A 12,344-nucleotide genomic window follows, 5' to 3' on the forward strand; every position below is an offset into this window, starting at 1 on the left:
CCAGCGCGCTCTATAAATCAATGGAATCCGGGCACCGAGCTCCGATCACTCTCTCGGCACCCCGGCAATCATGAGCACGCGTGTCAGCCGGGAACGCGTCGGATAGCCACTCCCAACTGCTGGAGTTTTTCTTCGATACATTCGTAGCCGCGGTCAATATGGTAAATACGATCCACGACCGTGGTGCCCTCTGCCACCATGCCCGCAATGACCAGGCTCGCCGATGCCCGCAGGTCAGACGCCATGACCGGCGCACCTTTCAGCCGCTCAACACCAGTCACGATCGCGGTATTCCCCTCGAGCTGAATATCTGCGCCCATGCGATTGAGCTCGTGGACCTGGATAAGCCGATTTTCAAAAATCGTCTCCGTCACGGTCCCCTTACCCTCTGCGACGGCATTCATGGCCATGAACTGGGACTGCATGTCGGTGGGGAAGGCCGGATAAGGCGCAGTCCTGAAACTGACCGCCTTGGGGCGATTGCCCTTCATGTCCAGCTCAATCCAGTTGTCACCGGTACTCAGGTGCGCGCCTGCTTCTTCAAACTTGAGCAGCACCGCATCGAGGATATCTGCCCGGGTCTCGGTCAGGCGTACCTTACCGCGCGCCGCCGCGGCAGCCGCCAGAAACGTGCCGGTCTCGATGCGATCAGGCATGACGGAAAAGGCACACGGAGAGAGCCGCGAGACACCATGAACGCGCATGGTATCGGTACCAACCCCCTCGATCTGGGCCCCCATCGCAATCAGGAACTCGGCCAGGTCGACGATTTCGGGTTCGCGTGCAGCGTTGTGCAACACGGTGGTACCCTCGGCCAAAACCGCGGCCATCAGCAGGTTTTCCGTGCCGCCTACCGTCACCTTCTCCATGACGATATTTGCGCCCTTCAAGCGGCCATTGGAGCGAGCCCGGATGAAACCTTCATCAATTTCAATTTCGGCGCCCATCGCCTCCAGCCCTTTCAGGTGGATATCCACCGGACGGCTACCGATCGAACAACCTCCCGGGAATGAGACGTTGGCAACCCCGTGCCGGGCCAGTAGCGGACCGAGCACCAGAATCGATGCGCGCATGGTTTTCACCAGCTCATAGGGCGCGGTGAGTTCATTGACCGAGCGAGGATCAATCTCGACCCCCAGCTTCTCATCAATCGTCACCTCGCAACCCATGCAGCGCAGCAGGGTGATCATCGTGGTGATATCGTTCAGGTGAGGCAAATTGCGGATATGTACGGGCCCGTCGGCCAGCAACGCCGCGGCAAGAATCGGCAGCGCGGCATTTTTCGCACCGGAAATACGCAGGTTGCCGGAAATTGGCCGGCCGCCCTCGATAATCAGCTTATCCATTTCTTCGTTGACCCTACTCGCTTGCTTCGGCGGGCGTCAGCGTCTGCATCTGAACCGCGTGCAAGGTACCGTCCGCAATCTTGTCTCCAAGCGCTCCGTAAACCAGCTGCTGTTTTTTAAGCCGGCTCAACCCTTCAAACGCAGGGCTTACGACGGTGACCAGCAGGTGACTACCTTCAAAGGCGACTTCTACCTGGCTATCGGGGATATGCCCTTCAATGAGGGATGTAATTTCTTCAGGTTGCATATTCGGGAAAATCGTTGGAATTGAAAATTCGGAGGTAAGGACAGACGTGGGACTGGTACATGAGCACCAGTCCACGGTGGATTGACGTCTTATCCTACTTTGTTGGCCACACGCTCTGCTGCGGACCAGTTATCAATTACTTTATCGATATTGCCATGGGTCGCCATGGCCTGATCAAACTGGCTGCGGAAAGTCTTGCCGAGATTGACGCCATTCAGGATCACGTTGATCAACTTCCATTGACCCGCCTTGTTGCGCACCAGGGTGTACGACACCTTGGTCAACCCTTCCTTGCTGCGCACTTCCTGCAGCACATTCACCCGGTTCCCCTTCGGCATGCTGCCGGGGTTCACCACACGGACATTCATATCGCCAAAGGTCGCGACACCGCGGGCAAAGGTCGATACCAGGTCGCGGCGGAAAGCACTCGCGAAGCGCGCACGCTGAGCGGCAGAGGACTGTTTCACGTGACGCCCCATAACGCCTCTGGCAATGAAATTGAAGTCCACTACCGGGGCGAGAACGCTATCCACCGCGCTGTAATAACGCTGCGGATCGGAATTCATATACTGGGAATTTGCGCGAATCACCCCCAGAAGCTTCTGGGATACACCCTCTATGAGGGTATAGGGATTCTGGGAGGCACTACTGAACGGCGACCACAGCGCCAGCAGCAGCGCGACGAGCGCCAGGGGGAATTTTTGCAGCGGGTTGCCGCGGGTCAAAAAAGCCGAAAAGTTCACTGATCTCTCCCATTCGCGAATCTATCCTTGGACGCCCCTACACGAACAACACCCCTTGGCATGTCGTGTCGGCATTAATTTGAGAAGCTTCCCGCTCTCGGTACCGGTCGTCCCCAACTTCCACACACTGGTCCAGCTGACAGCAGCGGCGGCAAACTATACCATGACCGCGCTTAAAAGAGGGGCCCAACGCCAAACAACGCGACAATTCGGCTGGGTAGCGCTTACCGCGGTCACCAGACGGGAGCAATCGCGCGATTCATCCTCTATATATGAGGTTAGCATGTCGCAGGCGTTCCACTGCCGGGGTCCCTTTATCGCCCAAAGTGGCGTTTTTTTAGCCTTAGGGCTGACAACAATGAACAAAATCACCGAACGACAGAGAGAAAGTATGAATCAGGACCCGATTCTCGAGGCGGGGCAGCGCACTGTGCGAATGGAAGCACAGGCGGTCAACTCCCTTGAGCAACGCATTAACGGGGACTTCAAGCGTGCCTGCGAGCTCATCCTGGAAGGCCAGGGCCGCACCATTGTCACTGGCATGGGCAAATCCGGCCATATCGGCAATAAAATCGCCGCAACCCTCGCCAGCACCGGCACCCCCAGCTTCTTCGTACATCCTGGCGAAGCCAGCCATGGCGACCTGGGCATGATTACCCGGGAAGATGTAGTCATTGCGATTTCCTATTCCGGTAGCTCCGCAGAGGTACTCACCCTGCTGCCCCTATTGAAGCGTCTTGGTGTCCCACTGATCACAATGACTGGCAAGCCAGACTCGCCGCTGGCGCAGTCCGCGGATGTCAATCTGGACATTTCCGTGGACACCGAGGCCTGCCCCCTCAACCTGGCGCCCACTTCATCCACCACCGCCACGCTCGTCATGGGCGACGCCCTGGCAGTCGCCCTGCTGGAGAAACGCGGTTTTACGGCGGAAGACTTCGCATTTTCACATCCTGGTGGCGCACTGGGACGCCGCCTGCTGCTGCGCGTGTCGGACGTTATGCACGCCGGTGAGGAACTGCCCCAGGTCGCCCCATCCACCCGTCTTTCACAAGCGCTATTGGAAATGACCAGCAAAGGCTTCGGTATGACCACGGTCGTCGACAAAGATGGCACCCTGATGGGTGTATTCACCGACGGCGATTTGCGCCGCGTCATTGACCAGGGGTTTGAACTGGATCAAGCCACCATGGAGCAAGTCATGAGCCGGCGACCGAAAACGGTTTCTGGCGATACGCTAGCGGCAGAATCCCTGCGTATCATGGAGGACAACAAGATTACCGCGCTGGTTGTCGAGGACAACGAGCACCATCCGATTGGCCTTTTGCATATGCACGATATACTGCGCGCCGGCGTTATCTGACCCACAGGGAAACAAAGCAGTGAGTTCTACCGAAATTTCACCAAAAGAGCTGCATGCGCGCCTCGCCAAGATCCGCTGGCTGGTGCTGGACGTCGACGGCGTCCTCACCGATGGCCGCCTGTATTTTGACAACAGCGGCAACGAGCTGAAGACCTTCAACACGCTGGACGGCCATGGCATCAAAATGCTGCAAAAGTCCGGGGTGGGTGTTGCGATTATCACCGGTCGCCGCAGCAGTGTGGTTGAGCGCCGCGCGCATGACCTGGGGATTCGCAAGCTGATCCAGGGGCGGGAGGACAAATTCGCCGCCCTCGAAGAAATCTTCGCCGAAGACGGCTGCCGGCTTGAGGACATCGCGTATGTCGGCGACGACTATCCTGATCTGCTCGTCATGACCCGGGTGGGCTGCCCCATTTCCGTTCCCAATGCGGCTCCCCCTGTGCGTGAGCGCGCCGTGTGGGTGACCGACGCGCGTGGTGGTGAGGGGGCCGTACGGGAAGTTTGCGACCGCATCATGCAGGCCCAGGGCACATTTGATGCTGCACTGGCCCCCTATATCGGAAACAACTGATGCGCACCTGGTTACCGCTGTTTATTATCGTCGGCCTTGTCACTGCAGCCATCTGGTTCACGGATAGCCAGCCGGGAGAGCTGCTCGGCAAGCGCCCCACCCCAAAACAGCAGGACCAGGCCGCCGACCTCGTGATTCGCGGCGCAAAAACCCGACACTTCAACCTCGAGGGCAAGCAAGCCTATCGGGTGGATGCAGAAGCCATCAGCTTCTACCAGTTCGGGCGTAGGGACCGCGCAGACCTGACCATGCCCAGAATCGTCTTCTTTCAGGAAGACCAACCAAAATGGCTCACGGTTTCGCAGACCGGGGTGGCGCACAACAATGGGCAGAGAGTGGTGCTGAGTGGCGAAGTAAACATTACAGAACTACCAGAACCCGGTGGGATCCAACTGAACACACCGGCAATCACGATCTTCCCCCACCGGGAATTCGCGCAGACCGACAAAGTTGTTAACATTGTCACCGGCTCCAACCGCACACAGGGCAAGGGCCTTCGCGCGGACCTTAAAAAAGAGCGGGTGGAGATTCTCTCCCAGGTAACGAGCACTTATGAAACAGACTAAGTTCCTGCTCCCATTGGCCGTGATCGCCACGCTGATGACAACGGCCGCCATCGCGCTGCCGACAGACCGCCAGCAACCGGTCAAGGTTCAGGCACAAAAGCTCCAGGCGAGCCGCAACACCAACACGTCGGTGTACATTGGTAACGTGGTCATTACCCAAGGCTCCCTGCAAATCCGCGCAGACCGGGTGGAAGTTCACGGCAACGACCAGGGTGAAATCAGCCGGGTCATTGCGACCGGCAAACCCGCCCATTTCCAGCAATCCGTCGAGCAGACCCAGGCACCGATCAAGGCACGGGCAAAGCGTATTGAGTTCAAAATCAACGCAGACAAGCTGCTGCTAACCGGGGATGCCCATGTCGACCGCGATGGCAACACCCTGAGCGCGCAGCGCATTGACTACGACCTGGCCAGCGAGCAAATCCAGGCACAGGGCCAGTCCGGGGAAAACCGGGTGGAAATGATCTGGAAGCCCGAAGCCAATGCAACCCCACAGAACGAACCGCAGCAGCCGCAAAACGATCAGGGCAATGTCAAAGGACAGGACCCCCAGCAAGCGACACAGGAAGACTCGTAGCCGCGGGCTGTAAACGGCCTGGCTCCCGGACTTGCCATGGGCCACCAAAGATAATTTCGGCCGAGCAACCAATCCCCGGTTGTCGGCACTGCAGGACCACAATATGCCGACGCTGAAAGCGTTACATCTCGCCAAACAGTACAAAAAGCGCAAGGTCGTACAAGATGTCTCTGTCTGCGTCAGCAGTGGGCAGGTCGTGGGACTGCTAGGCCCAAATGGTGCCGGCAAAACCACGTGCTTCTATATGATTGCCGGTCTGGTACGCGCCGATGCCGGCCAGGTTCTCATCGATAGCGAGGACATGACCCACCTGTCCATGCACGGACGGGCGCGCAAAGGTATCGGTTACCTGCCCCAGGAGGCCTCGGTATTTCGACGCCTGTCAGTGCGGGACAACATTCTGGCCATCCTACAAACCCGCAAAGACCTGAACCGGGCGCAGCGCCAACAGCAGGCTGATGCGCTGCTGGAAGAATTCAATATTACCCATATCGCCGACAGTCCCGGCATGGCCCTCTCCGGTGGCGAACGTCGTCGCGTGGAAATCGCACGCGCACTGGCCACCGATCCCGCATTTGTTTTGCTCGATGAACCCTTTGCCGGAGTGGACCCGATCTCGGTAAACGATATCAAGCAGATTATTCGCCACCTGCGCGACCGCAATATTGGCGTGCTGATTACAGACCACAACGTGCGCGAAACGCTGGATATCTGTGAAACGGCCTATATCGTCAGTGAGGGGCATATTATCGCCGCAGGCACCCCTGAAGAGGTGCTGGCAAACCAGCAAGTACGTGAGGTCTACCTGGGACACGAATTCACGATCTGACCGGCGCAGTAGTTTGTCCTAGCGAACCCCGCCAACGTAATCTACTGGACTAAGATCCGCCGGCTCCGCGCACGCCCATCATTTTCGGCATACTTATTGCTTGTAATCGCGATTGCAGAAGGTTAGTCTGCGGCGTCATGGATAAACAGAAGATTCTTTCGCCGCAGTAACTTACCGACACCCATGAAGCAGTCTCTCCAGCTAAAACTCGGCACGCAGCTCACGATGACGCCGCAGCTGCAGCAGGCCATTCGTCTGCTCCAGCTTTCGACGTTGGACCTGCAGCAAGAGGTGCAGTCGGCCCTGGACAGCAACCCCATGCTGGAAGTCGAGGCGGAAGAGCACGCGGAAGCGCACACTGAAGATCCGCAACCTCTGGAAGCTCAACAACCCACAGCAGCCGCTGAAACAGAGTCAGAGCAGCTGGCGGAGGGAGACTGGAACAAGGATATCCCCGAAGACCTGCCGGTAGACACACACTGGGACGATATCTACAGCGGCGGCAGTAGCGCCGGGCCAATGGAAGACAGCACGCTGGAGCTGCGCAATGCCGCTCCCGACAATCTCAATGACCACCTCCTCTGGCAACTCAACCTGACACCACTGACCGAACAGGACAAACGCATCGCCGAAGCGCTGATTGACGATATCAACCCCAGGGGGTTCCTGGAGTCGCCAATCGCGGAAATCGCGGAATCTCTCGGTGCGGAAACCGATGAAGTCATCGCCGTCCTGAAGGCCATCCAGCAATTCGAGCCGGCTGGTTGCGGCGCCCGCGACTTACGTGAGTGCCTGCTACTGCAACTTGCGCAACTGCCGTTGGATACACTCTGGCTGGAGCAGGCGCGCGCGGTCGTCGGAGAGCACCTGGACCTGCTCGGCAAACGGGACTTCCGTCAACTCAGCAGACGCACACGCCTCAGCGAGTCCGAGCTCGGCGAAGTGATGCGCCTGATCCAGACACTCAACCCGCACCCCGGCGAGAGCTTCGGTGATGAAGACCCGCAGTATGTGGTACCGGATGTGATCGTCAGCCGCCGACAGGACCGCTGGCAGGTAGAACTGAATCCGGAAACCACGCCCCGCCTGCGCATCAACAGTGGCTACGCGGCCCTGATCAAGCGCGCCGACACCTCGGCAGATAACAACTTCCTGAGAGACCACCTGCAGGAAGCGCGTTGGTTTCTGAAAAGCCTGCAGAGCCGCAATGAAACCCTGCTCAAAGTGGCCTCCAGTATCGTGGAGAAACAACAGGGCTTTTTTGAGCATGGCCCGGAAGCCATGAAGCCCATGGTACTGGCCGATATCGCAGAAACCATTGGCATGCACGAGTCGACCATCTCTCGCGTGACCACTCAAAAGTATATGTTCACGCCCCGCGGCGTATTCGAGCTGAAGTATTTCTTCTCCAGCCACGTGAGTACCGACTCCGGTGAAGATGCATCGTCCACTGCAATTCGCGCGATGATCCGCAAGCTCATCGATGCAGAGCAGCCACGCAAGCCCCTGTCCGACAACAAGATCACCCAGGAACTGGATAAGCAGGGCATCAAAGTCGCGCGCAGAACCGTCGCGAAATATCGCGAATCCATGGGTATCCCCTCCTCCAGCGAGCGCAAACGCCTCGTTTAAGAACAAGCTGACTGAAACAACAAGGTCAGTCGCCAATTACAGGCAGAATAACCCTCTTTTCCTGCAACCAAACCCCAATCCTTGAGTGTATCCTTCCATTCTGACCCACTTCCTAGTAGGGTTGCCGCCCTGACGGAGTGGGCTCCATGACTTTTACGTCATAAGACGCGCTCACAAAGGAGACTTCTATGCAGATCAACATCAGTGGCGATAACCTGCATGTGACCCCATCCATCCGCGATTACTGTGAATCCAAGTTGGATAAACTCTCCCGTCATAACGACGTGGCCACACGAACAGAAGTGGTGCTCTCCGTCGATAAACTGATTCAGAAGGCCGAGGCCACGGTGCATGTGAACGGTCGCGACATCTTTGCTGACTCCGAGTCTGACGATATGTATGCCGCCATTGATTCACTCACAGACAAGCTCGATCGCCAGCTGCTGAAGCACAAAGAAAAGCTGCGAAATTACCGGTAAACCATGACATTGGAAGATTTACTCACTCCCCGCCTTTGCCTGAGTCGTGTGGCGGGGAGCAGCAAGAAGAAGCTGCTGCTGAATATTGCCCAGACAATCGCAGAACAGAAGCCGCATCTGGATCCGGATACCATCTTCCAGCAAATGATTGCCCGCGAACGTCTGGGTTCCACCGGCATTGGTGACGGGGTGGCCATCCCTCACTGCCGCCTGCCTGGCTGTCAGGAACCTATCGGTGTGCTGTGCACGACAGAGCCTGCAGTAGATTTTGACGCCATTGATCGCCAGCCTGTCGACCTGCTGTTTGCGCTACTGGTACCCGAAGACGCAGAGCAAGATCACCTGGACACGCTCGCGCAGATTGCCGCCCTGTTCAGCGACAGTCGCGTTCGGGAGAAGTTACGCCAGGCCGACAGCGGCGACGCCCTCTACGCACATGCGATCGACAGCGCCTCCGCCGCATAATCCTGCCTGACCGCGTCAGCGGATCTTGTTGCGCATGCGCTGCCGCACTCGCCCCACCGAGGCACCAGCGCGATCGATCGAAACGCTACTCGCACCCCCTCCCCACCACCACTTTCATAGAGTCAGGATTGTGCCCAGCCGCGCAATCGAACATCATTGGACCCACGCTTCTGCAAACGGATAGTCAACGGTATGCGCCTGGTAATTATTAGTGGCCGCTCAGGCTCGGGAAAGAGTTCTGCACTGCAGCTGCTGGAAGATGTCGGCTTTAACTGTATCGATAACTTGCCGGCCAGCCTGCTTCCCGAGCTGGTACGCCGGGTGCAGCAGCAACCGCAGGTAGACGACACCCGGCTTGCACTTGGCATTGATGCCCGCAATCTCTGGGAGGATGTTCAACAAGCCCCCCAGGTCATCGAAGACCTGCGGGCGAGCGGCGTACCCTGTGACGTGGTGTATCTGGATGCACGTTCCCCGGTACTGGTGCAGCGGTTCAGCGAAACCCGCCGTAAACACCCGCTCAGTGACAACCGCACCCACCTGCTCGAAGCGCTCAACCAGGAGAAAGAACTGCTCGCCCCACTGGCTGGTATTGCAGACCTGGTGATTGACACCTCCAGCCTCAGCCTGCACCAGCTGCGCGAACAGGTGAAAACGCGTGTGGTAGGCGCGGACACCCACAGCATGGCCATCCTCTTCCAGTCTTTCGGGTTCAAGCATGGTGTTCCCGTGGATGCCGACCTGGTGTTTGATCTGCGCTGTTTGCCCAACCCCTATTGGGTCCCGGAACTCAGGGATAAGACCGGCCTTGATCCGGAGATTGCCGAATACCTGCAGGGACACGAGGAAACACAGGAAATGGAGCAGGACATTACCCGGTTCCTCCGTCGCTGGTTGCCGTCGTACCAGGACAGCAATCGCAGTTACACCTGCGTCGCCATCGGTTGCACGGGCGGCCGCCACCGCTCGGTCTACATGGTGGAGCAACTGGCCAAGACATTCTCTGCCGAGTTTGACAATATACAGGTTCGACATCGGGAGCAGCGCTGAGCCGCCGAACGGATCAAAAACGACATCAAAACCGTTGATGGCCACTGGTCGACAACCCACCAGGCTGCGCCCACGCAGGATCGCCAACTATGCAGAAAAGCCGTCTAACCATCATCAACAAGCTGGGCCTGCACGCACGTGCGGCGAGCAAGTTTGCCCAGACATCCGCACGTTTCTCTGCGGAGATTACCGTGCATTGCCAGGGCAAGGCCGTGGATGGAAAGAGTGTGATGGCTCTGATGCTGCTCGCCGCAGGCAAAGGCTCCGACCTCGAAGTCGAAGCCGCAGGCAATGATGAAGATGCAGCGGTGGAGGCGATCTGTGCGCTGGTCGCTGACCGCTTCGGCGAGGCAGAATAATTCGCGCCGCCTCACTATGGCGGTGCCGTCTCGGAAGTCATAAAATCCCTCCCCAATCTAGGGCAGCAACGCCCGTTCCAGTCGCGCAGTCGGGGAAACATCTTGTCCAGCACACCCACGGCAGAAATCGAATTCCGCGCCCAGAATCGCCTCAAGGAGCTGTTTGCCGCCCTAGATAGCGGCACGGGTCGCGACGTGCGCCGCATGCTGAGCACTCTGTCACCGCAGAGCATTGCCCAGCTGCTGGAGAGCTGCCCGCCACATATCCGCCAGGTACTCTGGAAACTCATCGATCTCGAGTCGGAAGGCGAGGTACTCCAAGAGTTGTCCGACGACGTGCAGTCGCAAATTCTGGAAATGATGGACACCGAAGAAATGGTGACTGTCATGGAGGGGCTGGACGCAGACGACGTCGCCGACATCCTCCAGCAGCTGCCCGGACGCGTCATGTCAGAAGTCCTGTCGGCGATGAGCGAGGCAGATCGACAGCGCGTCGAGAGCGTGCTCGCGTACGATGAAGAGACCGCCGGCGGCCTGATGGACACGGATACGATTTCCGTGCGGCCGGACCTGACCCTCGACGTGGTGCTGCGCTATTTGCGCCGCCACGATCAGCTCCCCCCTCCACCGACAACCTGTTTGTCGTCAACCGTCGGGACCAGTATATCGGCCTGCTGCCGCTGTCGCGCCTGCTGACATCTGACCCGTCGACGACGGTCCGTGAAATCATGAGCACCGATGTGGATCCGATTCCGGCGGATTTCCCGGACACCGATGTCGCGCGGCTGTTTACCAAGTACGACTGGGTCAGCGCACCGGTTGTCGACGAACACAACCACCTGCTCGGCCGCATCACCATCGATGACGTCGTGGACGTGATCCGCGAGGACGCCGATCATTCCCTGATGAGCCTCGCCGGCCTCGATGAAGAGGAAGACACCTTTGCGACAGTGCGCCGCACCGTGCCGCGCCGCGCTATCTGGCTGGGTATCAACCTGCTCACGGCGCTACTGGCGTCAGCCGTCATCAACCTGTTTCAGGACACCATCGACCGCGTCGTGGCGCTGGCGGTGCTGATGCCAATCGTCGCAAGCATGGGCGGCGTGGCCGGCAGCCAGACCCTGACGGTGGTCATTCGGGGCATGGCCCTTGGGCAAATTGGACGCAGCAACCTGAACTGGCTGCTCAATCGAGAACTCGGCGCGGGCGCGCTCAACGCGCTGTTGTGGGCCAGCGTCATGGGGGCGATTGCCGCACTCTGGTTCGGCGATACGCGTATCGCACTGATTATCGTGGCGGCCATGATCATTAACCTCATCACGGCCGCGGCAGCCGGTGCCATACTGCCGGTAGTCCTGCGGGCAATGCGCATCGATCCCGCCCTGGCCGGAGGCGTCGCCTTGACCACAGTCACGGACGTGGTCGGGTTTTTCTCCTTCCTCGGGCTCGCCACCCTGTTCTACGCGTAGCGGTTGAACAGCAAGGGCGGCCTTACCAAGCCTGTTGGCTAACAATGAAAGAAGTTATGCAAGATCACGAAGAATTTGACGAATTTGATGGGGAAGAGCCGAAGAGCAAAACCCAGATTAAGCAGGAAATGCACGAGCTGCAGGAGCTGGGAAAGCAGCTGACCCTGCTGAGTAAGGCGCAGCTGGGAGAAGTACCGCTGGATGATGACATGCGCGAAGCCATCGATACGCTGCACCGCATCAAATCCAACGAAGCGCGCCGCAGACAAATGCAGTATATCGGCAAGTTGATGCGCGGCGCCGATGCCGAAGCAATCTCAACGGTCCTGGCGCGCTTCAAGGATCGGGATCAGCAGCATCTGCGTTTCGACCGCATGGCGGAAGAGTGGCGGACCCGACTGTTGGAGGGCGGCAAACAAGCGCAGAGCGAGTTCTTTGATCGCTATCCGGGCGCCGATCACCAGCAACTGCGTCAGCTGGTACGCGATGCCTGCCGGGAGATCGAGCGCGGAAAGCCGCCCACGCACCAACGCAAGCTGTTCCGCTTTCTCAGGGACTTCTTCATGGTGGATGCCGAAGAGAGCTAAGCCCCGAGACTTGCAGATACAAAAAAGGAGAGCACTTGCTCTCCTTTTTTATTGAGTCACG

General features: G+C 58.4%; 14 protein-coding genes and 1 pseudogene. 12 read left to right on the forward strand and 3 right to left on the reverse strand.

Features of this window, described 5'->3' with window-relative positions:
* Positions 1–83: 83 nt before the first annotated feature.
* From murA to ACXAD0_RS16405, 3 genes are all read right to left on the reverse strand, one after another.
* Positions 84–1,346, reverse strand: a complete 1,263-nt coding sequence (gene murA, locus ACXAD0_RS16395; protein ID WP_475089719.1) for a UDP-N-acetylglucosamine 1-carboxyvinyltransferase — start codon at positions 1,344–1,346, stop codon at positions 84–86.
* 13 nt (positions 1,347–1,359) lie between these two features.
* On the reverse strand, positions 1,360–1,593 hold the full coding sequence (locus ACXAD0_RS16400; RefSeq protein ID WP_475089720.1) for a BolA family protein: 234 nt from the start codon (positions 1,591–1,593) through the stop codon (positions 1,360–1,362).
* A gap of 89 nt (positions 1,594–1,682) precedes the next feature.
* The gene (locus tag ACXAD0_RS16405; RefSeq protein ID WP_475089721.1) at positions 1,683–2,336 is read right to left on the reverse strand and encodes an MlaC/ttg2D family ABC transporter substrate-binding protein; all 654 of its coding nucleotides are present in this window, start codon (positions 2,334–2,336) and stop codon (positions 1,683–1,685) included.
* A 391-nt stretch (positions 2,337–2,727) separates the two neighbouring features.
* Here ACXAD0_RS16405 and ACXAD0_RS16410 point away from each other — a divergent pair, with 391 nt between their 5' ends.
* From ACXAD0_RS16410 to yjgA, 12 genes and pseudogenes are all read left to right on the forward strand, one after another.
* Entirely contained in the window at positions 2,728–3,699 is a 972-nt protein-coding gene (locus ACXAD0_RS16410) for a KpsF/GutQ family sugar-phosphate isomerase (protein WP_475090413.1), read from the forward strand.
* Positions 3,700–3,718: 19 nt separating this feature from the next.
* The gene (locus ACXAD0_RS16415; RefSeq protein ID WP_475089722.1) at positions 3,719–4,270 is read left to right on the forward strand and encodes a KdsC family phosphatase; all 552 of its coding nucleotides are present in this window, start codon (positions 3,719–3,721) and stop codon (positions 4,268–4,270) included.
* Positions 4,270–4,836 (forward strand): LPS export ABC transporter periplasmic protein LptC, encoded by a 567-nt coding sequence (lptC, locus tag ACXAD0_RS16420; protein ID WP_475089723.1) that lies wholly within the window; start codon positions 4,270–4,272, stop codon positions 4,834–4,836. Before ACXAD0_RS16415 ends, lptC begins: the two co-directional genes overlap by 1 nt.
* Positions 4,823–5,413: a lipopolysaccharide transport periplasmic protein LptA gene (gene lptA, locus ACXAD0_RS16425; protein ID WP_475089724.1), complete on the forward strand. Its 591-nt coding sequence runs from the start codon at positions 4,823–4,825 to the stop codon at positions 5,411–5,413. The genes lptC and lptA overlap by 14 nt, the downstream gene beginning before the upstream one ends.
* A gap of 103 nt (positions 5,414–5,516) precedes the next feature.
* Positions 5,517–6,242 (forward strand): LPS export ABC transporter ATP-binding protein, encoded by a 726-nt coding sequence (gene lptB / locus ACXAD0_RS16430; RefSeq protein ID WP_475089725.1) that lies wholly within the window; start codon positions 5,517–5,519, stop codon positions 6,240–6,242.
* A 183-nt stretch (positions 6,243–6,425) separates the two neighbouring features.
* Positions 6,426–7,874, forward strand: a complete 1,449-nt coding sequence (locus ACXAD0_RS16435; RefSeq protein WP_475089726.1) for an RNA polymerase factor sigma-54 — start codon at positions 6,426–6,428, stop codon at positions 7,872–7,874.
* Between the two features lie 188 nt (positions 7,875–8,062).
* Positions 8,063–8,353 carry a ribosome hibernation-promoting factor, HPF/YfiA family gene (gene hpf, locus ACXAD0_RS16440; RefSeq protein ID WP_475089727.1) on the forward strand — a complete coding sequence of 97 codons (291 nt, stop codon included), beginning with the start codon at positions 8,063–8,065 and terminating at the stop codon, positions 8,351–8,353.
* 3 nt (positions 8,354–8,356) lie between these two features.
* Positions 8,357–8,818, forward strand: coding sequence for a PTS IIA-like nitrogen regulatory protein PtsN (gene ptsN, locus ACXAD0_RS16445; RefSeq protein WP_475089728.1), 462 nt, complete (start codon positions 8,357–8,359; stop codon positions 8,816–8,818).
* 192 nt (positions 8,819–9,010) lie between these two features.
* Positions 9,011–9,868 carry an RNase adapter RapZ gene (rapZ, locus tag ACXAD0_RS16450; protein WP_475089729.1) on the forward strand — a complete coding sequence of 286 codons (858 nt, stop codon included), beginning with the start codon at positions 9,011–9,013 and terminating at the stop codon, positions 9,866–9,868.
* An 89-nt stretch (positions 9,869–9,957) separates the two neighbouring features.
* Positions 9,958–10,227: an HPr family phosphocarrier protein gene (locus ACXAD0_RS16455; protein ID WP_475089730.1), complete on the forward strand. Its 270-nt coding sequence runs from the start codon at positions 9,958–9,960 to the stop codon at positions 10,225–10,227.
* Between the two features lie 126 nt (positions 10,228–10,353).
* A pseudogene (gene mgtE, locus ACXAD0_RS16460) lies at positions 10,354–11,696 on the forward strand (magnesium transporter).
* 56 nt (positions 11,697–11,752) lie between these two features.
* Entirely contained in the window at positions 11,753–12,283 is a 531-nt protein-coding gene (gene yjgA / locus ACXAD0_RS16465; RefSeq protein ID WP_475089731.1) for a ribosome biogenesis factor YjgA, read from the forward strand.
* The last annotated feature ends 61 nt before the right edge of the window (positions 12,284–12,344 follow it).

The organism is Microbulbifer sp. ABF4_148, assembly GCF_056158985.1.